At 76.1% G+C, this 19,674-nt stretch carries 26 protein-coding genes; 12 read left to right on the top strand and 14 right to left on the bottom strand.

The genetic code is table 11. The annotated features are described in order from the left end of the window. Nucleotides 1-242 precede the first annotated feature (242 nt). Nucleotides 243-863 carry an L-threonylcarbamoyladenylate synthase gene (locus AB0O09_RS34320; protein ID WP_363548751.1) on the top strand — a complete coding sequence of 207 codons (621 nt, stop codon included), beginning with the start codon at nucleotides 243-245 and terminating at the stop codon, nucleotides 861-863. Between the two features lie 72 nt (nucleotides 864-935). Here the strand turns inward: AB0O09_RS34320 and AB0O09_RS34315 are convergent, their stop codons facing one another. Further along, the gene (locus AB0O09_RS34315; RefSeq protein ID WP_363548749.1) at nucleotides 936-1,370 is read right to left on the bottom strand and encodes an SRPBCC family protein; all 435 of its coding nucleotides are present in this window, start codon (nucleotides 1,368-1,370) and stop codon (nucleotides 936-938) included. A gap of 120 nt (nucleotides 1,371-1,490) precedes the next feature. Then, nucleotides 1,491-1,823: an STAS domain-containing protein gene (locus AB0O09_RS34310; RefSeq protein ID WP_363548747.1), complete on the bottom strand. Its 333-nt coding sequence runs from the start codon at nucleotides 1,821-1,823 to the stop codon at nucleotides 1,491-1,493. Nucleotides 1,824-1,949: 126 nt separating this feature from the next. On the opposite strand from AB0O09_RS34310, the gene AB0O09_RS34305 reads away from it, so the two are divergent. Continuing rightward, nucleotides 1,950-3,026 carry an NAD(P)-dependent oxidoreductase gene (locus AB0O09_RS34305; RefSeq protein ID WP_363548745.1) on the top strand — a complete coding sequence of 359 codons (1,077 nt, stop codon included), beginning with the start codon at nucleotides 1,950-1,952 and terminating at the stop codon, nucleotides 3,024-3,026. Further along, a complete protein-coding gene (locus AB0O09_RS34300) occupies nucleotides 3,023-3,685 on the top strand; it encodes a hypothetical protein (protein WP_363548743.1) in 663 nt (220 codons plus the stop codon). Before AB0O09_RS34305 ends, AB0O09_RS34300 begins: the two co-directional genes overlap by 4 nt. Before the next feature lie 78 nt (nucleotides 3,686-3,763). Here the strand turns inward: AB0O09_RS34300 and AB0O09_RS34295 are convergent, their stop codons facing one another. The 3 genes from AB0O09_RS34295 to AB0O09_RS34285 form a co-directional block, all read right to left on the bottom strand. Next, nucleotides 3,764-4,627, bottom strand: coding sequence for a glutathione S-transferase C-terminal domain-containing protein (locus AB0O09_RS34295; protein ID WP_363548741.1), 864 nt, complete (start codon nucleotides 4,625-4,627; stop codon nucleotides 3,764-3,766). 98 nt (nucleotides 4,628-4,725) lie between these two features. After that, nucleotides 4,726-4,884, bottom strand: a complete 159-nt coding sequence (locus tag AB0O09_RS34290; RefSeq protein ID WP_363548739.1) for a hypothetical protein — start codon at nucleotides 4,882-4,884, stop codon at nucleotides 4,726-4,728. Nucleotides 4,885-5,035: 151 nt separating this feature from the next. Next, on the bottom strand, nucleotides 5,036-6,028 hold the full coding sequence (locus tag AB0O09_RS34285) for a TIGR03557 family F420-dependent LLM class oxidoreductase (protein ID WP_363548737.1): 993 nt from the start codon (nucleotides 6,026-6,028) through the stop codon (nucleotides 5,036-5,038). Nucleotides 6,029-6,220: 192 nt separating this feature from the next. On the opposite strand from AB0O09_RS34285, the gene AB0O09_RS34280 reads away from it, so the two are divergent. Next, on the top strand, nucleotides 6,221-6,691 hold the full coding sequence (locus tag AB0O09_RS34280; RefSeq protein WP_363548735.1) for an STAS domain-containing protein: 471 nt from the start codon (nucleotides 6,221-6,223) through the stop codon (nucleotides 6,689-6,691). Nucleotides 6,692-6,716: 25 nt separating this feature from the next. Here AB0O09_RS34280 and AB0O09_RS34275 read toward each other — a convergent pair whose 3' ends face one another. The 5 genes from AB0O09_RS34275 to AB0O09_RS34255 form a co-directional block, all read right to left on the bottom strand. Further along, nucleotides 6,717-6,989 carry a DUF4235 domain-containing protein gene (locus tag AB0O09_RS34275; protein ID WP_363548733.1) on the bottom strand — a complete coding sequence of 91 codons (273 nt, stop codon included), beginning with the start codon at nucleotides 6,987-6,989 and terminating at the stop codon, nucleotides 6,717-6,719. A gap of 261 nt (nucleotides 6,990-7,250) precedes the next feature. Further along, nucleotides 7,251-7,394: a hypothetical protein gene (locus tag AB0O09_RS34270; protein WP_363548731.1), complete on the bottom strand. Its 144-nt coding sequence runs from the start codon at nucleotides 7,392-7,394 to the stop codon at nucleotides 7,251-7,253. A gap of 114 nt (nucleotides 7,395-7,508) precedes the next feature. Next, entirely contained in the window at nucleotides 7,509-7,763 is a 255-nt protein-coding gene (locus tag AB0O09_RS34265; protein ID WP_363548730.1) for a hypothetical protein, read from the bottom strand. Between the two features lie 41 nt (nucleotides 7,764-7,804). Continuing rightward, nucleotides 7,805-8,074: a hypothetical protein gene (locus AB0O09_RS34260; protein WP_363548728.1), complete on the bottom strand. Its 270-nt coding sequence runs from the start codon at nucleotides 8,072-8,074 to the stop codon at nucleotides 7,805-7,807. A gap of 173 nt (nucleotides 8,075-8,247) precedes the next feature. Continuing rightward, the gene (locus AB0O09_RS34255; protein ID WP_363548726.1) at nucleotides 8,248-8,712 is read right to left on the bottom strand and encodes an Lrp/AsnC family transcriptional regulator; all 465 of its coding nucleotides are present in this window, start codon (nucleotides 8,710-8,712) and stop codon (nucleotides 8,248-8,250) included. An 88-nt stretch (nucleotides 8,713-8,800) separates the two neighbouring features. Here AB0O09_RS34255 and AB0O09_RS34250 point away from each other — a divergent pair, with 88 nt between their 5' ends. The 3 genes from AB0O09_RS34250 (at nucleotide 8,801) to AB0O09_RS34240 (ending at nucleotide 11,160) form a co-directional block, all read left to right on the top strand. Further along, on the top strand, nucleotides 8,801-9,718 hold the full coding sequence (locus AB0O09_RS34250) for an SMP-30/gluconolactonase/LRE family protein (protein ID WP_363548724.1): 918 nt from the start codon (nucleotides 8,801-8,803) through the stop codon (nucleotides 9,716-9,718). Between the two features lie 53 nt (nucleotides 9,719-9,771). Then, the gene (locus AB0O09_RS34245; protein ID WP_363548722.1) at nucleotides 9,772-10,410 is read left to right on the top strand and encodes an MBL fold metallo-hydrolase; all 639 of its coding nucleotides are present in this window, start codon (nucleotides 9,772-9,774) and stop codon (nucleotides 10,408-10,410) included. A 186-nt stretch (nucleotides 10,411-10,596) separates the two neighbouring features. Further along, complete coding sequence (locus AB0O09_RS34240; protein ID WP_363548720.1) at nucleotides 10,597-11,160, top strand: hypothetical protein; 564 nt, start codon at nucleotides 10,597-10,599, stop codon at nucleotides 11,158-11,160. 55 nt (nucleotides 11,161-11,215) lie between these two features. Here the strand turns inward: AB0O09_RS34240 and AB0O09_RS34235 are convergent, their stop codons facing one another. After that, the gene (locus tag AB0O09_RS34235) at nucleotides 11,216-12,538 is read right to left on the bottom strand and encodes an MFS transporter (protein WP_363548718.1); all 1,323 of its coding nucleotides are present in this window, start codon (nucleotides 12,536-12,538) and stop codon (nucleotides 11,216-11,218) included. Nucleotides 12,539-12,591: 53 nt separating this feature from the next. Here AB0O09_RS34235 and AB0O09_RS34230 point away from each other — a divergent pair, with 53 nt between their 5' ends. Next, on the top strand, nucleotides 12,592-13,476 hold the full coding sequence (locus AB0O09_RS34230; protein WP_363548716.1) for a winged helix-turn-helix transcriptional regulator: 885 nt from the start codon (nucleotides 12,592-12,594) through the stop codon (nucleotides 13,474-13,476). 57 nt (nucleotides 13,477-13,533) lie between these two features. On the opposite strand, the gene AB0O09_RS34225 is transcribed toward AB0O09_RS34230, so the two are convergent. After that, the gene (locus AB0O09_RS34225) at nucleotides 13,534-13,833 is read right to left on the bottom strand and encodes a WhiB family transcriptional regulator (RefSeq protein WP_363548714.1); all 300 of its coding nucleotides are present in this window, start codon (nucleotides 13,831-13,833) and stop codon (nucleotides 13,534-13,536) included. 168 nt (nucleotides 13,834-14,001) lie between these two features. Between AB0O09_RS34225 and AB0O09_RS34220 the strand changes: the two genes are divergently transcribed. From AB0O09_RS34220 to AB0O09_RS34210, 3 genes are read left to right on the top strand one after another with little or no spacing between them, the layout of a single operon-like run. Further along, nucleotides 14,002-15,696, top strand: a complete 1,695-nt coding sequence (locus AB0O09_RS34220; RefSeq protein ID WP_363548712.1) for a diacylglycerol kinase family protein — start codon at nucleotides 14,002-14,004, stop codon at nucleotides 15,694-15,696. Continuing rightward, nucleotides 15,696-16,664: a YihY/virulence factor BrkB family protein gene (locus AB0O09_RS34215; protein WP_363548710.1), complete on the top strand. Its 969-nt coding sequence runs from the start codon at nucleotides 15,696-15,698 to the stop codon at nucleotides 16,662-16,664. Before AB0O09_RS34220 ends, AB0O09_RS34215 begins: the two co-directional genes overlap by 1 nt. After that, entirely contained in the window at nucleotides 16,661-17,455 is a 795-nt protein-coding gene (locus AB0O09_RS34210) for a phosphatase PAP2 family protein (protein ID WP_363548708.1), read from the top strand. Before AB0O09_RS34215 ends, AB0O09_RS34210 begins: the two co-directional genes overlap by 4 nt. A 315-nt stretch (nucleotides 17,456-17,770) precedes the next feature. On the opposite strand, the gene AB0O09_RS34205 is transcribed toward AB0O09_RS34210, so the two are convergent. Then, complete coding sequence (locus AB0O09_RS34205) at nucleotides 17,771-18,271, bottom strand: DUF3618 domain-containing protein (protein WP_363548706.1); 501 nt, start codon at nucleotides 18,269-18,271, stop codon at nucleotides 17,771-17,773. Next, on the bottom strand, nucleotides 18,268-18,729 hold the full coding sequence (locus AB0O09_RS34200; RefSeq protein ID WP_363548704.1) for a phage holin family protein: 462 nt from the start codon (nucleotides 18,727-18,729) through the stop codon (nucleotides 18,268-18,270). Before AB0O09_RS34200 ends, AB0O09_RS34205 begins: the two co-directional genes overlap by 4 nt. Before the next feature lie 438 nt (nucleotides 18,730-19,167). Between AB0O09_RS34200 and AB0O09_RS34195 the strand changes: the two genes are divergently transcribed. Beyond that, nucleotides 19,168-19,623: a hypothetical protein gene (locus tag AB0O09_RS34195; protein ID WP_363548702.1), complete on the top strand. Its 456-nt coding sequence runs from the start codon at nucleotides 19,168-19,170 to the stop codon at nucleotides 19,621-19,623. Nucleotides 19,624-19,674: the final 51 nt, after the last annotated feature.

The raw sequence follows: 19,674 nt of genomic DNA, 5'->3' as shown, positions 1-19,674 counted from the left end.
CGGCGTCTGCCCGATCGCCGCCGCCCGCCACCTGTCGATTCCGCGCCGGCCGCCGATCGCGCCGGCCGGTCCCGCCGTCCGGTCCTGCGGGGCGTTCGCCGCCCGGGACTTCGGCGCCGCCGACGGGGGCGCCACGCCCTCGACCGCACCGGGTGCCGGACCTCCGGGACGGTCCGGTCCGGTGCGCCGGCGGGGTCGGCGCGTCCCGCCCGGGCCCCGGGCGGATGCCGTAAGTTTGGCCAATGGCAAAGTACTTCGACGTGCACCCGCAGACCCCTCAGGCGCGCACCATCGGCACCGTCGCCGACAGTCTCCGCTCCGGGGCGCTGATCGCCTACCCCACCGACTCCTGCTTCGCGCTCGGCTGCCGACTGGACAACCACGACGGTCTGGAGCGGATCCGGTCGATCCGGCGGCTGGATGACCGCCACCACTTCACGCTGGTGTGCGAGAACTTCGCGCAGCTGGGCCAGTTCGTCCACATCGACAACGACGTGTTCCGCGCGATCAAGGCGGCGACCCCGGGCAGTTACACCTTCATCCTGCCCGCGACCAAGGAGGTGCCGCGCCGGCTGCAGCACCCGAAGAAGAAGACGGTGGGCGTCCGGATCCCGGACCACACCGTCGCCCGCGCGCTGCTCGCCGAGCTCGGCGAGCCGCTGGTCTCCAGCACCCTGCTGCTGCCCGGCGAGGAGGAGCCGATGACGCAGGGCTGGGAGATCAAGGAGCGGCTCGACCACGTGCTGGACGCCGTCGTGGACTCGGGCGACTGCGGCACCGAGCCGACGACGGTGGTCGACTTCTCCAGCGGCGAGGCGGAGATCGTCCGGCGCGGGGCCGGCGATCCCGCGCGGTTCGAGTGAGTGGGGTTCCCGGTGGAACCTCCAGCCGGCTGCCGCCCGGGGCGGCCTCGGTGGAAGGCGTCAGCGGGGGCGTCAGCGGGCGGCGAGGACCTGCGGCAGCCGGTCCGCGACGCCGTCCGCGAGTTCCTCGAACGCGCCCCGGAGGAACGGTGCGGCGAGCCTCGCCACGCCCTTGAAGCGCAGCTGCGCCCGGTAGTCGACGACCGCGCCGCCCCCGTCGGTCGGCCGGACGGTGATGTCGTCGGTGGCGGTGACCGTTCCGTTCTCGCCCACGAACAGCAGGCGGTCCGGTTCCCGGCGGACGAGCCGGTACTCCAGTTGGGTGGTGCGTCCGCGGAAGCGTGAGGTGTTCGTCCAACGCGACCCCTCCGTCACGGGGCCGGTGTCGGTGCGGACGCAGCTGACCGTGCCCGGGTCCCACTCGGGCGTGTGGCCGAAGTCCGCGAGGTAGCGCAGCACGTCCTCGGCGGGCCGGCCGACCGGGATCCGGCGTTCGACGGTGACCACGGGGTCTCCTCCCTCGGGCGGCGGGCGGTTCGGTGTCCCCCGCTCGTCCCCATTCGGAGCCGGCGGTCGTTCGGACTGGTCCGGGCCGGTCGAGCCGTTCCCGGTCCGCGCCGCGGGATCTCAGTCGGCCCCGCGGGCCGGTGGCAGCAGCAGTTCCGCGGTCGCGGTGACGGTGAGCAGGCGCGCCACCTGCGGGGAGGGACGCGCCACCTGCACGGCCACGCTCCGCCGGTCGGCCCGGGCCCTGGCCTTCAGCAGGGCGTTGAGGCCGGAGGAGTCGCAGAACTCCACCTGCGCCATGTCGACCGTGACCGGCGCACCGGGCGGGCAGAGGTCCACCGCGTCCTCGAGCGCCTCGGCGAGTGCGGGGACGCTGTAGAGGTCCACCTCCCCGTCCAGGAAGAGCACGGGGCCCTGCGGCATCGATCCCCTGGTCACCGTGAGTCCGGCCATGGCCGACCACTCCCCTTCCGTCCTGGCGGCAGATGCGTCTACCCAGCGGCGGCGGGCTCCGAACACGGGGATTTCCGCTGCCACCGGCGGGCCGCATAAGGTCCGGGTCCGGAGAAGGGGGTGGGTGTGGGGCGGATCCTGCTGGTGGACGCGGCTCCCGGGGCACTGCTCGACCGCGAGGTGGAGCGACTGGTCGGGCACGGTCTGGCCGTCACGCTGAACCTGCGGCGGGTGGCCGACCGGGCGTCCGCGGTGGCGGCGTGGGCGGACCGGGTCGAGTTCACCGATGTCGACCCGTTCGACGAAGCGGCACTGATCGGCGAGGTGGTTCGGGGTGGGCGCGGCTACGACGCGCTGAAGTCCCGCGCGGGGGTCCCGCTGCGGGCCGCCTTCCTCGCGGCGGCGACCGACGGGGCGCTGGCCCACCGGCTCCGGGTGATCGGCCGGGCCGGGGCGGGCACCGACCACGTCGACCTGGCGGCCGCGGCCCGGCACGGTGTCGCCGTCACCCACACGCCCGGCTCCAACGCCAACGCGGTGGCCGAGTTCGCGCTGGCCCAGTTGCTCTCCCTGACGCGCGACCTGGTGGCGCACAACGGGGCGGCGCACCGGGGCCGCTGGAGCGCACCGTCCGCGCCCGCGGTCGAACTGGGCGACCTGACCCTGGGCATCGCGGGACTCGGCCGGATCGGTCTGGCGCTGGCCGAGCGGGCCCGCCTCCTGGGCATGGCCGTCCAGGGGTGGTCGCGGAGCCCGGCCGGGCCACCGGTCCGCCGGGTGGAGTCCCTCGCCGCGCTGCTCGCCACCAGCGACGTGGTGTCCCTGCACCTGCCGCTCACCGCGCACACGGCGGGGCTGGTGGGCCGGGCGGAGCTGGCGCTGATGCGGCCCGGGTCGATCCTGCTGAACACCTCGCGCGGCGGCATCGTCGACGAGCAGGCCCTCGCCGACGCCCTGCGCGACCCGGCCCATCCGCTGTCCGCGGCCGCCGTCGACACCTTCGCCCACGAGCACGCCGCGTTCGCCTCTCCGCTGTTCGGCCTCCCCCGGGCCCTGCTCACCCCGCACGTCGCCGGCATGACCGGACGGGCGATGGCCGAGGCGGCCCTGCGCTGCGCCGACCACGTCGCGGCCCTGCTCGCCGGCCGGCCGGACGGCATTCCGGTGGCGGTGCCGCCCGCACCGGCGGGGAGCGCGTGGTGAGGCGCGTACCGGACGACGATCCGCTGGGCGGCATGCGCCGGCGGCTGGAGGAGGACCTGCTCGGCCACGAGCCCCGGGAGGGGTTCGCGGACCGCTGCTGGGTGCTGCACACCGCCTACGAGGGGCGGCGGCGCCTGCACTGGGGCGACCTGCTGGCGAGGACCGGCAGGCGTCTGGAGGACTGGCGGTACACGCCCTCGTGGCGTGTCTTCACGGGGCTGCCGGTGCCGGAGGGCTTCGATCCGTCGCTCGGGGAGATCGACCGGGAGTGCCTCGGCCGCCTCGTCGAGGTGGTGGCGCGGCACAGCGCCGACGGGCTGCGCACGGAGTGCTACTGGGCGCAGGCCGCGATCGAGGACGCCTGCGCGCCGGTGCCCGTCCGCCGCGGCCGGCTCGACGAGGCGGTCGCCCACCACGACGCCGGTCCCGGCCGCGGGGGGATCCACAGCACGCAGTTCCCGGCCCACTGGTGGCCGCCGGACCGCTCCTGGTTCGTCGTCACCGACTGGGACCTGAGTGCCACCGAGGTCTTCGGCAGCCGTGCCCTGATCGCCGATCTGCTCGCCGACGACACCCTGGAGGCGGTGCGCCACCCGAGCGTCGCCGAGGTGTGGGGCGGCGAGCCGGGGTGGCGCGACACCGGGCACCCCTCCGTCTGAGGGCGGGAGCGCCGCGTCCGCCGGCACGACCGGGCCCGGCCGGGCCGCGGGAGGGGCCGGCCGGTCCGCGGGGGCCGTTCAGCCGGACACGGGGGTCCGTGCCCGCGCGTACTGCGCCCAGTCCACGATCGGCATCGCCGCGCCCGCGTCCTCCTCGCCCCGGCAGTGGGCGCGGTGGCGGAGGCCGGTCCCCTCCAGGTCGAGGTGGCGGCCGAAGGCGGGGTGTCCGGCCAGTCGCCGGGCGTAGGCCCAGACCCTGGGGTGGTCGGCGACCCGGTCGACGGCGGCGGCGTGCAGGTGCCAGCGGTGGACGGTGTCCAGTTCCACGAGGCTCACCCAGACGTGGACGTCCGCGAGGGTCGGTCCCCCGTCCAGCAGGTGTTCGCGGTCGGCCAGGCGCTGCTCGATCGCGCCGAGCCCGGCGAGCAGGCTCCGCAGGGCCGCCTCGCGCTCGGCCGGGGCGGTGCCGGCCAGGCCGGCCCGCTGGGCGGCCGCGTCGAGGCCGCGTTCGCAGAGCAGGGCCACCGCCTCGACGGCGGTTCCCGCCCCGGCCGGCCGGAGGTTCCTGCCGTCCCGGTCGAAGCGGTGGGCCAGGTCGGTGAGGATCTCGCCGCTGTCGGTGCTGACGATCCGTCCGCTCCAGTCGTCGCTGAGCACCGGGGCCGCGGCCGGTCCGCGGTGCCGGTGCGAGGTGGCCTCGTACAGTGGCCGCAGGGCCAGGTACCCGCCGTCGCCGTCGTCGGGCAGCGCCGGCAGCCAGCCGATCGGCAGCACGTCGTCGAGGGCGAGGAGGCTGTGGGTGACGGCGATCCGGAGACAGTCCGGACAGGAGCGGGCGAGGTGGAGCCGGTAGCGGTGCGGCACGGCGCTGTAGCCGCTGCGGGCGTCGCGCCCGATCCTCCCTCGGAAGGAGGGCACGGCGGACGGGGACGATGCGGGCATGAGGGTCTCCCAGACTGCGCGGGCACGCGCACGCGTGCCGGTATCCGGCGGGGAAGCGGGGGACGGCCGGCGGGCCGGAGAAGGGACCTGGCGCGACGTCAGGCGGCGGCCACCGGGCCGCGGCCGCCGCGGAGGCGGGGTCTGCCTGCCAGGCTGCTGCACACCCGCAGCAGGTCGATGTGGCGACGGGACGTCAGGACGGGCAGCAGCCGGACGGCGTGCGCCACGCCGCCGGTGACCGGCTCCGTCTGCCCCACGACCCCTCCGCCCGCGTTCGAGGACTCCCCTGCCGGAGTGTCGACCCGCGCGCCGACCCCGTCAAGGGCGCCTGCCCCGGGAGGCCCATTCGTCTCGCCCCTCGGACGGGAACGGCCCGCGATCCGGGATCGCCTCCTCCGGCGCCGACGGTCACGTGCGCCCCTCGCGGCGATCGGGGAACGCCTCCCGCAGGGCCGGCAGCAAGGTCCCGCCGGCCCACTCCAGGAAGGCGGGCTGGCTGTCGCCGCCGATCTGGATGAGGGCGACCTCGCCGAAGCCCGCCTCGGCGTACGGGCGGACGGCGTCGACGAAGTCCTCGACCCGGTCTCCGCAGGGGACGGATCCGGCGACGTCCTCCGGGCGGACGAACCGGCTCGCCGCGGCGAACCCCGCGGTGCCCGGAAGTTCGGCGTTGACCTTCCAGCCGCCGCCGAACCACCTGAACTGCTCGTGGGCCCGCCGTACCGCGGCCCCGCGGTCCCGGTCCCAGCAGACCGGCAGCTGGCCGACGGCGGGCTTCCCCGCCCCGCCGTGCGCCGCGAACCCGGCGATCAGGGCCGCGTCCGGCTCGACGGCGATCACCAGGTCCGCCAGTCGCCCGGCGAGTTCGCAGGAGGCGGGCCCGGACACCGCGACGCCGATCGGCGGCGGCCGGTCGGGCAGGTCCCACAGCCTCGCGCCGTCGACCGTGAAGTACCGGCCGTGCCGGGTCACGTACCCGCCCCCGAAGAGTGCCCGGACGATGCCGACCGCCTCGGCGAGCATGGCGTGGCGCACCGCGACCGCGGGCCAGCCGCGGCCCGCCACGTGCTCGTTGAGGTTCTCGCCGCTGCCCAGGCCGAGCCGGAACCTGCCCTCGGACAGCAGTTGGAGCGTGGCCGCCTTCTGCGCGACCACCGCCGGGTGGTAGCGGAAGGTCGGGCAGGTGACGTAGGTCATCAGCGGGAGTTTCGAGGTGGCCTGGGCGGCGGCGCCGAGCACCGCCCAGGCGTACGGGGCGTGGCCCTGTTCGTCGAGCCACGGGAAGTAGTGGTCCGAGATCACGGAGAAGTCGAAGCCCGCCCGCTCGGCGTCCACGGCGTCGGCGACCAGGGCCCGCGGGGCCCGCTGCTCGGTCATCATCGTGTATCCGATCTGCACCATGGGGGGCGCCTGCCCGGCCTGCGGCATCCGCACCGCTGCGGCGGTGCCGGGCCGGTCGTGTCCGTCGGCTTCGCCCGGTGACCTGGGCGGATCACCGGACTTCGCCCGGAGGGCTGCGGCGGCACGGCCGGTGCGTTCAGGCTTTCAGGGCAGGACCGTCCGACGCAGGCACCCGATCGACAGGAGGCCGACGTGCAGCCCGTGCTCCGCATCGCCCATCGCGCCGGCCCGGGGGGTGTGCGGGTGGTGGAGGTCCTCGGCGAGGCCGACATGGACACCACCGGCCAGTTGCAGGCGGCGCTGCGCAAGGCGGTGGCCGCCCGGCCGGCCCCGGCCGCCGTGGTGGTGGACTGCAGCGGGCTGGAGTTCTGCGCCGCGGCCGGGCTGAACGCGTTGCTGCGCGGCCGGGAGGCCGCCCTCGAGGTCGGCGTCGCCTTCCGGCTGGCGGCCCCGCGCCGGCAGATGCGCCAGTTGCTGCGGCTGACCGAGACCGACCGGGTGTTCACCGTCGACCGCGCCCGCCCGGCCGCCGTCGTCGCCGTCGCCGCCGACGGGTCGGGTGCGGCTGCGGACGGCGCGCCACGGGCGAACGGCCGGCCGCACCGGGCGGGCGCCCCGACCCCGGGAAGTCCGGGAGCGGCGAGTCCCGTCCGCCGGTGGTGACCGTCGCGGCAGCGGCTCGGGCGGCTCACCCGTCCCCGGGCCAGTGACCGGTCACCCGGTGGACGGCTGCCGCACCACCGCGGTCCAGTGCCGCTCTCACCAGCGCGAACACCGCGCCCTGCAGGGCTGCGGCGAGCAGCACCTCACCCCAGCTGCGGTCCCTGTCGGTGGCCTCCGGCGCGTCCTCCCCGTGCCCGGCGAGCTTCCAGACCTGCTTGAACACGGCGCCGGCCAGCAGGCCGCCGAGGGCGCCCACCAACATGCCCACCGGCTTGTAGACGATCTTGACGAGACTCATGCCCGATCCGCCTCCCGGAACCATCGTGGAAGAAGGCCGCGAGCTCGCGGTCGCCCGCGCTCCCGGCGTCTCGCACCTGCCGGCCCGTCGTGCCCCGCGTTCGGTGCGTGGCACTGACCGGCGATCAGATCGAGGGCGACATCACCGAACCCGGTCTCCGCGGTCACCATCGCCGTTCCCTTCCGGTCGGACGCGGTGCCCGGCACACGCCCGGGGACGCCGGCCGCCGGACACCTGCGGAATCCGCGCTGCGGCCCGAGGTCATCCACGGGCCCGGCCGGCCGGCCGGGCCCGGCGGGCGGGGGCGGAGGCCAGACGGCCCGCCAGCCCCACCGCGGCGACCGCCAACCCCAGTCCCGTCCCGAAGAGCATGACCGCGAACGCGAACAGTCCCGCTATGGCCACTGCACCGACCTCCCCTGTGTCCGCCGGACGGTCCGTCCGGCCCTCGCGGGGCGCGTCTGCCCCCGGTGCGGGCCGCCATCCCGGCGCACACGACCTCTTCACCGCGGCCCCGCGTCACCGTTCGCCGGACCGTTCCTGCTCGGGGCCGCGGGTCCGGCGGAGGGTGCTCGCGGCGTCGGCGGTCGCGTCGTACCCCTCGCGCAGGTCGTCACCGTCCGCGGGCCGGCTCCGCGGCGGCGACGGGTCCGTGGCGGACGCCCGGTCGCCGTAGGAGCGGTCGCCGACCGCCTCGTCGCCCGGTTTCACCGTCCGCTGCGGGTGCGGGCTCGCGCCGCGGGTGTCGGGCGGGTCCTGCTCGTGCCCCTTCATGTCTGCTCCTCCTGACGGTCGGGCAGTCGGCCGGTGGACGGTCACGCCGGCGCGCTGACCCGCGGGTCGTCGGACCACAGCGGGTTGTCGGCCCCGACGCTCTCGTACCGGGCGAGGGCGAGTCCGAGGCAGAAGAAGGTCGGTGCCCACTCGCCGACGAAGATGCCCCATCGGTCCGCCCGGTCGATCCCGGACCGCTCCATCTTCGCCGAGGCCGTCCACGACATGAACGACAGCCCGATCGAGGCCACGGCGGCCAGGTAGGCGTGCTCGGACCTGAGGCCCGCCTCGTGCAGCTTCCTGATGATCATCACGCTCTCCTCTCCCGTGCCCGGCGCCTTCGCGCGCGGGCACGGCCGCGCCTACCCGTCTGCCGCCGGACCAACGGAGGAACGGCCGACCACCTGCCGACGCATCGACTGCGCATCGGTGGCCCTCGCGCAACGGGCGGGGTCACGCCGGGCGGCGCGCCCGTCCCCGGCGCTCAGACGGGCGGGATGGCGGGGGACGGCGGGCGTTCGAAGAAGGTCTCCAGCGAGACCGTGGCCTGGGTGCCGTTGACGCCCTCGACGGCGTAGAGGCGGCGCAGCACGTCCTGGAGCTGTTCGGTGGTGGCGGTGCGGACCTTCACCAGGACGGAGGCGCTGCCGGCGATGATGTGGGCCTCCTCGATCTCCGGGATCGCGGCGAAGGCCTCGGCGGAGTCGCCCATCCAGGCCGAGGACTCGACCATCACGAAGGCGAGGACGCCGAGGCCGAGCGCCTTGGGGTCGACCTCGACGGTGGTGCGGCGGACGACACCGCGCTCGCGGAGTTTGCGGACGCGCTCGTGGGCGGCGCCCGCGGACAGCCCGACCGCCCTGCCCAGGGCCGCGTAGGCCCGGCCGGCGTCCTGCTGCAGCAGTGCGATCAGTGCGCGGTCGGTCTCGTCGAGGTTCTCCGATGCCATGGTGGAACCATATCGGCTTCTGTCATACTCATCCATCACCGAATGACATTCGGCCATACGCAACAGAGGGATGATGGTGTCCAGCGATATGAACCACGGCCTGTACGAGATTCTGGACGACCGCTTCCGCACCGGGCGGTGCGCCAACGGCGACGTCCGCCTGGAGAAGCTGCACGGGGACTGCCGCTGGGCGGAGGGCCCGGTCTACCTGCCGGCCTGGCGTCAGCTGATCTGGAGCGACATCCCCAACGACCGGATGCTGCGCTGGGACGAGGCCACCGGCGCGGTCGGCGTCTTCCGCTCCCCCGCCGGCCACAGCAACGGCAACACCCTGGACGGCCAGGGCCGGCTCGTCAGCTGCGAACAGGGCAACCGCCGGGTGACCCGCACCGAGCACGACGGGTCGGTCACCGTGCTCGCCGACCGCTACCGGGGCCGCCGGCTCAACTCGCCCAACGACGCCGTGGTGCACTCGGACGGCTCGGTCTGGTTCTCCGACCCGGACTTCGGCATCACCAGCGACTACGAGGGCCACCGCGCCGAGGCCGAGATCGGCGCCTGCAACGTGTACCGGATCGACCCGGGCAGCGGCGAGGTGCGGCTCGTCGCGGACGGCTTCGAGGGCCCCAACGGGCTGGTCCTCTCCCCCGACGAGCAGCGGCTCTTCGTGGCGGACAGCCGGCAGCGCCACATCCGCGTCTTCGACGTGCGCGAGGACGGCACGCTCTCGGACGGCGAGGTCTTCGCGAAGTCGCCGGAGAGCGGCTTCGACAACATCCGCTTCGACGACGGCGGCCGGCTCTGGGCGGCGGCCCTGGAGGACGGCGTGCACTGCTACGACCCGGACGGCACGCTCATCGGCCGCCTGCGCGTCCCGGAGCCCGTCTCCAACCTCGCCTTCGGCGGGCCGAAGAACAACCGCCTCTTCATCACGGCGACGACCTCGCTGTACTCCCTCGTGATGGCGGTGACCGGAACGTCCCGGGTCGCCCGGGCCCGGGCGTAGCCGGCCGGCCCATGTCGCCGATGCCGAGCGGCTCGTGACGGTAGGTTGGCCGGATGCGTCTGACGAAGTACGGCCACGCCTGTGTGCGCATCGAGGACGGCGACCGGGTGCTCGTGATCGACCCGGGCACCCTCTCCGAAGCGGAAGCCCTCTCCGGTGCCACCGCCGTGCTCATCACCCACGAGCACGCGGACCACCTCGACCTCGGCAAGCTCGCCGCCGCCCGGAAGGACAACCCCTCACTGACCGTCCACACCCATCCGGCCCTGGCCGCGGCCCTCGGCGACGGCGCGACCGCCGTCGCGGCGGGAGACGCCTTCACCGCGGCCGGGTTCACCGTGCGGGCCGTCGGCGGCGAGCACGCCGAGATCATCGACGGCCTGCCCGGCTGCCCCAACCTGGGATTCGTCGTCGACGGTCTCTACCACCCCGGGGACTCGTTGCACGTTCCCGCCGAACCGGTCGACACCCTGCTCGTCCCGGCCTCCGGTCCGTGGCTGAAGCTCCGCGAAGCGATCGAGTTCGTCCGCGCCGTGCGGCCGGCCCGGGCATTCCCCATCCACGACGCCAACCTCAGTGCCGTCGGCATGGACAACTTCGACGGCTGGCTGCGGGAGGAGCACGGAACCGACTACGCCCGCATCCCGCCGGGCGGGTCGGTCGACCTGGAGGAGCCCGGCAGCCGGCGGTGATGCCGGCCTCCCGGACGCCCCCGGGCCGGCTGCGCCCGGCGGGGCGGCGGGGGTGACGCGCGCCATGCCGTTCCCGGCCCCGGCCTGCCTACACTGGCATGCCACCCGCGGGGCAGCGCCGCCCCGTGCAGCCACCGGCTCCCGCCGCCCTCCGGGTAGCGGCCGGTACGCGTCCGAGGACCGCCCATGCCCACCGATCCGGCCCCCGTCGTCGCGGCCCCCGTCGTCGCCGCCTGCGCCCGCTGGCTGCTCACCGCCTTCCCGCCGGCTCCCGGCGCCTTCAGCCGGGCCACCGCCGAGGCCCAGGCACAGCAGGCCGCCACCGTCGCCGCGGCGCTGCGCCACCCGACCACGCTCGACGCCGAACTCCTCGACCTCCTCGGCCCGGGCGGCAGCGGCCGCCTGGACGAACTGACGGGCCGCCACCCGGACGATGCCGACGCGGACTGGCGCACCTGGGTCGACGAGACCGTCGTGAGCTGGGCGGCCTGCCTCCTCGCCGACCCCGCACTGGCGGTGCGCGCCCACCGGGCCGTCGCGGCGACCGAGCACGCCGGCGTCGCCGGGGACCCGCGCCGCCTGGTCGTCCCGGCGCAACGCGACACGGACGCCGCGCCCCTGCTGCGCCACCCTGACCTGGTGGAGCCCGTCGCCGCCCTCCACCGCGACGGACTCCTCGCCGTCCTCGCCGACCTGTCCGGCGCCCTCGGCCCGTCCGGTCTCCCCGCCGAGGCCGGTCCGCTGTCCTGAGCGGCCGGGCCGCCCGCGGACCGGCCGCCCGGGGGGCCCGGCCGACGGCCCCGGCTCAGGCCAGGTCGCGCATCCGGCGGACGGGGCTCGCCAGGATGATCGCGGGGCTCGCCACGCTGCACACCGCGAGCAGCAGCAGCGCCGTACGCGCCCCCCAGGCCTCGGCGGCGGCCCCGGCGGCGAGCGCGCCGACCGGGATCGCACCCCAGGAGACGAACCGGACGGTGGCCATCACCCGGGGCAGCAGCTCCGGCGGGGTCTGCGTCTGCCGGTGGGTGCGGGTCACGATGCTCGTCACCACCACGGCGGCGGAGAACCCGGCGTTGCCGACCGCGAACACGAGCGCGGCCCAGCCGGAGCCGGCCAGCGGGAGCAGGAAGGCGAAGACGGCGGCGACCGCGGCGGCCCGGCGCAGGGCGCGGCCGCTGCCGAGCCGGGCGACCAGCCGGGGCGTGGCGGCGGCACCGAGCAGGCTGCCCAGACCGGCGGTGGCCATCAGGGCGCCGACCACGGCGGCCGGGGCGCCCAGGGTGCGGACCAGGAAGACCGGGGTGAGGGTCATCAGCCCGCCGCAGACGAAGTTGACGGCCGTGGCGTCGGCGGCGCACGGCCCGATCACCGGGTGCCGGGTGACGTACCGCCAGCCTTCGCGGATCTGCTCCCGCATCCCGGCCGCGTGCGGCCGCCCGCCGGCCGGCTGCCCGGCGTACGGCAGGCTGCGCAGCAGTGCGGCCGAGGCGAGGTAGCTGAAGGCGTCCAGGAGCACCGACGCGGCGCCGCCGAGGAACTGCACCAGCACGCCGCCGAGCGAGGGCCCGGCGAGTTCGGTCGCCGCGGAGCTGCCGGAGACCAGGCTGTTGCGGGCGGTCAGCTGCTCCTTGGCGACGATCGAGGGCAGGAAGGTGGCGTTGCCGACGTCGAAGACGACGCTCGCCAGTCCGACCACCAGGGCGACCGCCACCAGGTGCGGCAGGCCCAGTACGCCGAGGGCGGCCGCCAGGGGCACCGAGGCGACGGCGGCACCCCGGACGAGGTCCATCGCGACCTGGGTGCCGCGCAGCGGCAGCCGCTGGACGAGGACGCCGGCGGGCAGCCCGATCAGCAGCCAGGCGACGTAGGCGGCGCCCGTGATCAGGCCGACCTGGACGGCCGTCGCGTGCAGGGTGACCACGGCGAGCAGCGGCAGCGCCACCGCCGTCACCTGGTCGCCGAGCCGGCTGACCGTCGAGGCCGTCCAGTAGCGCCAGAACGCCGCCGCGTCACCGCCCGGCCCGCTCCCGCCGACAACCTGACCGACCTCGCCGACCTCGCCGACCTCGCCGACCTCGCCGACACGGGCTGCCCCGTCCTGCGGCGGGTCCACCGTCTCCGTCGTCACGTCCACCCCTTGGCAAGTGAGTCTCTTTAGGGAACTCACTATAATCGGTGATCATGCGGCACACCGGAGCGGCTGACCCCGACTGCGCGATCTCCCAGGCCCTGACGGTCGTCGGGGACGCCTGGACCCTGCTCCTGATCAGGGACGTCGCCGGCGGCACGCACCAGTTCGACGCGCTGCAGGGTGCGCTCGGCATCAGCCGGAAGGTCCTCACCGAACGCCTCAAGGCCCTGGTCGCCGACGGCGTGCTGGAGAAGCGGCTCTACCACCCGCACCCGCCGCGCTACGAGTACCACCTGACGGAGACCGGACGCGGCCTGCTGCCCGTCCTGGTCGCCCTGCAGGACTGGGGCGGGCGGTACGTCCTGGGCGACGGCTCGCTCTCCGGCACCAGTACCGCCGACTCCGCCGAGACCCGCCGGGTCATGGCACTGACCGGCCGCCGGCTGCCCGCGTTCGACCTCGCCGCGGCCTCCGGCGGCCGGGTCGACCCGGTCGCCGCCGACCGGGCCTGGACGGTGCTGTACTGCTACCCCGGCGCCTACGCACCGGGCGGCCTGGACTACCCGCCGGGCTGGAGCGCCGTCCCGGGCGCCGCGGGCTGCACCCTGGAGTCCTGCACCTACCGCGACCGGATGGACGAGTTCGCCGCCCGCGACGCCGCCGTGTACGGCGTCAGCACCCAACGCCCGGACCAGCTGGCCGCGTTCGCCGAGCACGCACGGATCCCGTTCCCCCTGCTGTCCGACGCCGACCTGCGGCTGGCCGCCTCGCTGCGGCTGCCCACCTTCCGCGCCGCCGGCGTGGACCGCCTCAAGCGCCTCACCCTGGTCCTCGACTCCGCCCGCACCGTCCGGGGCGTGCTCTACCCCGTCAGCGACCCGGCCGGCTCGGTCGAGGACGCCCTCGCCCTGCTCGACGGCCTGTCGGCCACCTGACCGCCCCGGCGGGCACGAGGTTCCACCGGGCACGGAGTTCGGCCGGGCGCACCGCCGTCAGGCGGTCCGGCACGCCCTGCGCCGCGCCGGCCCCATGAGGGCCCGGCGCTCGTCCTCGCCCATGCCGCCCCAGACGCCGTACGGCTCGCGGACGCTCAGCGCGTGGGCGAGGCATTCGGCGCGCACCGGGCAGTCCCCGCATATCCGCTTGGCCGCCTCCTCCCGCGCGTCGTGGGCCCGCCCGCGTTCTCCCGACGGATGGAAGAACAGCCGTGCGTCGGACCGGCGGCAGGCACCCTGCAGCTGCCAGTCCCAGCGCTGGTGGAGCGGACCGGGCAGTCGGGAGATCATGGCCACGACATCGTTCCTCTCGTTCCGGCCGGCGGCGACAACACCCCACCGGCACGCCTGATGTGCGACGCCTTGCCGGAAATGACCGGCTCACACGTCCGAATGCCGCGCGGCCCCGGACGCGGCTCGCGGCGGGCACGGATACCGCCGGCCGCTCGGGGGACACGGGCAGGCATGACGACTCGTGATGGCGGACGGCTCGCCCGTCGGGTGCTGGGGCCGATGGCGGTGCAGGCCGCACTACTGGTGTTGCTGGGCGTGCTGATCGTCCATCCGCCGTTCGGCCTGTGGGACCCCCGGGAGCCGGCGGTGACGACCTGGCTGGCCGCGCACCGCGGGGCGGCCCTCACCACCTGGAGCGGGTGGCTGTCGGCGGCCGCCTTCACGCCCGCGGTCGTGGCGGTCACCGCCCTCACGGTGCTCGTCCTGCTCACCGTCAGCCGTCTGCGGCGGTGGCGGGAGGCCGTCTTCCTGGCGGGAGCGGTGACGGTGCAGGCCGTGCTGTTCGTGGCGGCCACCGCACTGGTGGGCCGCCCCCGGCCGGACGTCGTCCGGCTGGACGGGGCGCTGCCGACCTCCAGCTATCCGTCGGGGCACGTCGGCGCCGCGACCGCGCTCTACGGCGGGCTGGGCGTCCTGGTCCTGCTGCTGGTACGCGGGCGGTGGCGGTACGCGGTGTGCGCGCTGCTCTGGCTGCTGCCGCCGCTGGTCGCGGTGAGCCGGCTGTACCGGGGCATGCACCATCCCAGTGACGTGCTGGCCGGGCTGGTGAACGGCGCTGCGGCGCTGTGGGTGATGCACCGGGCGGTGCTCGCCGACCGCTCCCCCGCCGCGACCCCCGCCGCGGCCGGGCTGCCCCGGCTCGTCGACCGCGCCCCGGACCGGGCCGTGCACCGACTGGTGGACCGGGTGGTGCTGTTGGTGAATCCGGTGGTCGCACGTGCCGCAGTGGTGTCCGAGGTGCGCGCCGTGCTCGCGGCCCGCGGCATCGCGGTCGCCTCGACGGTCGAGACCGCCGCCGAGGACGCGGGGCGGTCCGCGGCGGCGAACGCCCTCGCGGCAGGCGCCACGCTGCTGGTGGTGTGCGGAGGCGACGGCACCGTGACGGCCTGCGCCGGGGCCCTCGCCGGGACGGCGACGACGCTCGCCGTCGTCCCCTGCGGTACCGGCAACCTGCTCGCCCGCAACCTGGGCCTGCCGGCGGCGCCGGGGCCGGCGCTGGCGGCCGCCCTCGACGGAGCGCCGCGCCGGCTCGACCTCGCGGAGGCCACCGGCGACGGCATGGACGGGGCCGTGGTCACCGCGATGGCCGGCATGGGCCTCGACGCGGCCGTGATGGCCGCTACCGGACGACGGCTCAAGCAGCGGCTCGGCTGGCCGGCCTACGCCGTCGGCGCGGCCCGCCACCTGCGGGACCGCCCCGTCCGTCTGACCGTCCGTCTCGACGGCGCGGCGCCCTTCGAGCGGCGGGTGCGGATGGCCGTGGTCGGCAACGTCGGCTCGCTCCAGGGCGGCATGCGCCTGCTCCCGGACGCGGAGCCGGACGACGGCGTCCTGGACCTCGTCCTGCTTCACCCCCGCGGGGCCGCCGGCTGGCTCGCCGCCGTGGCCGCCCTGCTGACGGGCCGTGGCAGGGGCCGTACGGAACGCGGACCGGACGGGCCGTTCGAACACTTCCGGGCCCGCAGCGTCGACCTGGTCGCCGACCGGCCCTGCCCGCGCGAGCTGGACGGCGACCCGGTGCCGGAGGGACGCGGCCTGCGGCTGGGCGTCCGTCCCGGCGTGCTCACCGTGCTGGCACCGGCAGCGCCGGCGGCGGCGCCCGCGACGACCGGCACGGGGGACCGCCAGGAAGGAGCGGCGGCCTGATGGGAACCGCCACCCGGGTGCAGGACGGCGGTGGCACGCTCGCCGCCGACGAAGCGGTCGCGACCCTGCGCGACCACGGCCGCTGGTCCCTCTTCCGCGACGCCTTCGTGCGCTTCCGGTACGCCGACGGCTTCAGCCACGCCCGCGCCCTCGCCTTCCAGACCGTGCTGGCGCTGGTGCCCTTCGCCATCGCCGTGGTCGGCCTGTCGTCGGTGCTGCCCACCGGGCGGCTCGGCGACGTGCTCGGGGCGAGCCTGGAGCGCCTCGTGTCCGGGGCCAGTGCGGACCTCGTCCACGAGGTGCTCGAACGCAGCCGGCAGCGGGCCGGCGACGGCGGCGCGGTCGCGCTCTGGTCCGGGGCGGTGTTCTCCCTCGTCAACCTGGTGACCGGGCTCTGCCAGATCGAGCGCGGAGCGAACCGGATCTACGGCATCGAACGCGACCGGCCCTTCCACCGCAAGTACGGCCGGGGCATCGTGATGGCCGCGACCGCCGGCCTGCCGCTCGGGATCGGCTTCGTCGTCCTGGTGGCGGGCCGGCAGGTCGGCGCCGCCGTCGCCGAGGTCTACGGCCTCGGGCCGGGGGCCGCGGCGGCCTGGGCGGTCCTGCGCTGGCCGGCGGGCGTGGTGCTGGCCGTCGTGGCGGCCAGCGTCGTCTTCCGCCGGGCGCCGCGCCGACGCCAGCCCGGCTACAGCTGGCTGGCCTTCGGCGCCGCCTTCTACCTCGTGCTGTGGGTGGCCTCGACCTGGCTGCTGGGCGCGTTCCTGCGCCTCAGCGGCTCCTTCGACGCCGTGTACGGGCCGCTCAGCGTCGTCTTCTCGCTCCTCGTCTGGTCCTACCTGACCGCGATCGCCCTCTTCCTCGGCATCGCGTTCGCGGCGCAGCTGGAGGCGGACCACGCGGGCCGGCCCGCACCCGCCGGACCGGACCCGGACGCGATACCGGACCGGCGGGGAGCACGGTCGTGAGCCGCCGCGAGGGCGGGCGTCCCCGGTGGCCGACCAAGGCCGCACTGCGGACGGCGGACCTGCACCTGGGCGAGCGCATGGCCGCGGCCTCGGCGGCGTTCCTGGTCGCCTCCGTGCCGGCGGGGGTGCTGCTCGCGCTCATCGAGCTCCGGTGGACGCCGCTGCGGGACTTCGACTCCGGCGCGGCCGGGCGGCTGCACGCCGTCGTGCTGCGGCACCCGGGCCTGCTGAAGATCCTCGACGTGCTCAGCAACGGGGTGTGGGATCCGCTGACGATGCGTCTGGCCGTCGCGGCGGCCGTGCTCTGGCTGCTGTGGCGCAGGGCCTGGCGGCTGGCCGCGTGGGCGGCCGCCACCGAGACCGCGGCCGGGGTGATCGGGCTGGTGACGAAGACGGCGGTCGCACGGGTGCGGCCGCACCTGGACGCGCCGGTTTCGCAGGCGCCCGGATTCTCCTTCCCGTCCGGGCACGCCCTGACGGCGACCGTGTCCTGCGGGATCCTGCTGCTGGTGACGGCGCCGCTGGTGCCGCGTGCGCTGAGGCCGGCGGCATGGGCGCTGGCCGCGCTGTCCGTGGCCGGGGTGGGGTTCACCCGGGTCGCGCTGGGGGTGCACTGGGCCAGCGACGTCCTCGGCGGGTGGCTCGTCGGCGGCGCGCTGGTCGCGGCCGCCGCCTGGGCCTTCGACGCCTGGCGACACGAACTCGGCCTGGGCGTTCCGCCGGCGACGGAGGGCCTGGAGCCGGAGTTGGCGTCCCCGCGGGCCGCTCCGCCGTCCCGGCCCGAACACTGACCCGGCCCGAACGCCGTCCCGAATCACACGCCGGCCCGAACCGGACGGCTGTTCCGGACCGGACGCGGTCCCAGCCCGGACGCTGAGCCGGACGGACATGGGCCGAACCGCACGCCGTCCCGGACCGGTCACCGAGCCGGAGCGTCGGGGTCGGGAGGGAGCCCGCTTGCGGCGGCGGGTTCCGTGCCCCGCCCGGCCGCAGCGCGAAGCGCCCGCCGACGCCCCGCGGAGGCTGCCGCAGGGATCCTGGTGAGGAGTGCTGCGGCAACTCGGGCGGGGAGCCGGCGGGCGTTCCGGGCGGGGCGGGGCCGCTCGTCACCGCCGGTGGCGCATCAGGGCCAGGACGGCCGCCGTCCCGAGCATGGCGCCGCCGAGCGCGGCCAGCAGCGGCGCACCGTACCTGGCCGACTGGAGGACGAGTTCGCGGGCGGAGGTCTCCGGGTGCCGGCCGACCGCCGCTCCGGCCGTGTCGCCGACGCCGGCGGCGAACCGGTTCAGGTGGGAGGTGCCGGCGCGCAGCCGGTGGGCGGCGTCCCCGGCCCGGGCCTCGACGGCGTGGCGGGCGCGGTCTCCGGTGCGGCCGACCCCGTCCTTCAACCGGCCTCCGGTGCGGCCGATCCGCCGCCTGGCGCGCTCGGCGGCCTGACCGGCGCTGTCCCGTGCCTGTTCGGCGGCGTCGCGCACCCGGGCGCCGACGTCGGCCTTGGCGGCGAGTTCGCCGACGGTGTCGGCGAGGCGGTCGCGGGTGTCGGCGATCTGCGAGGTCAGTTCCGCCACGCTCGGGGCGGCCTCGTCCGTGCTGTGCCTGCGGGTCATCGGTGTGCACGCTCCTTGATCACGTCGATGTCGGTCCGGCTGGTCGCGACCGCCCGCTCGGGGACGGGCGACCCTGCCTTCCTCAGCTGTCCCCGGCCGGTCAGGGCGAGCAGGCCGGCGGTGACTGCCAGGACGCCGCCGGCCACGAGGGCGGCGGCCCAGAGCGGCATCACCAGCGCCAGGCCGGCTATCGCTGCCGCCACGAAGGCCTGCAGGCCGATGACGGCGAGCAGCCCGGCGCCACCGAGGAGGCCGCCGCCGCGGCCGGCCCGTCTGCCCTTGGCACTGAGTTCCGCACCGGCCAGCCGGAGCTCCTGGCGCACCAGGTCCGCGGCCAGGTCCGCGGCCTCGTGGACCAGTTCGTTGACCGGTCGCGGGTGGCCGTCCGTGCGCTGTCCTGCGGCACCTGCCGGCCTCGCCGTCGTGGCGGGCCGGCTGCCGTTCACGCTCGACTTCACGTCGCCGCTTCCCTTCGTGCGGTTGCTCGGGCTCCCCCCTGGTGCGACTGACCGGAAGGGCCGTCCGCAAACCCCCGCGCCCGCCACCGGGCCCTCGACGGACGGAGGCCGCCCCGGTCGGCCGGGCCGCCCCGGCTTCGTTGCGGCTTCGTTCCGCGGCCTGCCGCCCTGCCGGAGGTTCGCTGTGCGGGCTGCGGCCGGCGCTCCGGAGCGGCGAGAGTCATGGGCGACACAAGATCGGCGCGCCGCGCCCGTACCCAGGGGGAGACACAGCGACGTGCACCCGCACACCGCAGGCGACACCGGGACACCGCCCGGCACCGACGTCCCGCCCGCGGCCGGCCCGGCCGACCCCGCCGGGTCGCGGCACGGCACCCGGGCCGCCGCGTGACGGCCCACGGCGGGCGGCCGCCGTCCCCGGAGCCCGACGTCCGGGGGATGTCCCTCCAGATAGAGGTCCTGGCCGCGGAGGCGGAACGGCAGATCCACGACGGGCTGTGGGAATTGGCGCCGGGCGATGCGGCGCTGGCGCTCAAGACCGCGTCGGGTCTGGCGGAGGCGGTGGGTCCGGACTCCGGCCGGCCGCCGCTGCCGGACATCGAGCGTCTGGAGTGCCTGCGCGAGGCGCTCGCCGTCCTCGCGATCGGCATCGCCCGGACGCACGGGCGGCTGGCCTGGTTCCTCGCCGGGGCCAGCACCGCACTCGCGCCGGTCCTCCACTGGAGGGTGCTGCCCGCCGCCCACGGGCTGTCCTTCGGCACGGTCGTCCCGACGCCGGACGAACTCGCCGACGCCGAGAACGCGACCCGCCGCCTGCACGCGGTGCTCGCCGGCATAGGCGCCGACGCGGCGCGGTCGCCGGCCGAGGACGTCGAGCCGGGGCCCGTCGGGTGACCCGCCGGGGCCGGTCGGTGGGCAGGAACCCGTGGGGGGTTCCTGCCCACC

The organism is Kitasatospora sp. NPDC093679, assembly GCF_040683455.1.
In the GTDB taxonomy this organism is placed as follows: domain Bacteria; phylum Actinomycetota; class Actinomycetes; order Streptomycetales; family Streptomycetaceae; genus Kitasatospora; species Kitasatospora arboriphila.
The sequence above is the reverse complement of the archived record's forward strand: the minus strand, read 5'-3'. Positions and strand labels throughout refer to the sequence as shown.

Coding starts and splice junctions, on each gene's coding strand:
- AB0O09_RS34320 (WP_363548751.1), top strand. CDS start 243: ATGGCAAAGTACTTCGACGTGCACCCGCAGACCCCTCAGGCGCGCACC.
- AB0O09_RS34310 (WP_363548747.1), bottom strand. CDS start 1,823: ATGGCCGGACTCACGGTGACCAGGGGATCGATGCCGCAGGGCCCCGTG.
- AB0O09_RS34295 (WP_363548741.1), bottom strand. CDS start 4,627: ATGCCCGCATCGTCCCCGTCCGCCGTGCCCTCCTTCCGAGGGAGGATC.
- AB0O09_RS34285 (WP_363548737.1), bottom strand. CDS start 6,028: ATGGTGCAGATCGGATACACGATGATGACCGAGCAGCGGGCCCCGCGG.
- AB0O09_RS34275 (WP_363548733.1), bottom strand. CDS start 6,989: ATGAGTCTCGTCAAGATCGTCTACAAGCCGGTGGGCATGTTGGTGGGC.
- AB0O09_RS34265 (WP_363548730.1), bottom strand. CDS start 7,763: ATGAAGGGGCACGAGCAGGACCCGCCCGACACCCGCGGCGCGAGCCCG.
- AB0O09_RS34260 (WP_363548728.1), bottom strand. CDS start 8,074: ATGATCATCAGGAAGCTGCACGAGGCGGGCCTCAGGTCCGAGCACGCC.
- AB0O09_RS34255 (WP_363548726.1), bottom strand. CDS start 8,712: ATGGCATCGGAGAACCTCGACGAGACCGACCGCGCACTGATCGCACTG.
- AB0O09_RS34250 (WP_363548724.1), top strand. CDS start 8,801: ATGAACCACGGCCTGTACGAGATTCTGGACGACCGCTTCCGCACCGGG.
- AB0O09_RS34245 (WP_363548722.1), top strand. CDS start 9,772: ATGCGTCTGACGAAGTACGGCCACGCCTGTGTGCGCATCGAGGACGGC.
- AB0O09_RS34240 (WP_363548720.1), top strand. CDS start 10,597: ATGCCCACCGATCCGGCCCCCGTCGTCGCGGCCCCCGTCGTCGCCGCC.
- AB0O09_RS34230 (WP_363548716.1), top strand. CDS start 12,592: ATGCGGCACACCGGAGCGGCTGACCCCGACTGCGCGATCTCCCAGGCC.
- AB0O09_RS34220 (WP_363548712.1), top strand. CDS start 14,002: ATGACGACTCGTGATGGCGGACGGCTCGCCCGTCGGGTGCTGGGGCCG.
- AB0O09_RS34215 (WP_363548710.1), top strand. CDS start 15,696: ATGGGAACCGCCACCCGGGTGCAGGACGGCGGTGGCACGCTCGCCGCC.
- AB0O09_RS34205 (WP_363548706.1), bottom strand. CDS start 18,271: ATGACCCGCAGGCACAGCACGGACGAGGCCGCCCCGAGCGTGGCGGAA.
- AB0O09_RS34195 (WP_363548702.1), top strand. CDS start 19,168: ATGTCCCTCCAGATAGAGGTCCTGGCCGCGGAGGCGGAACGGCAGATC.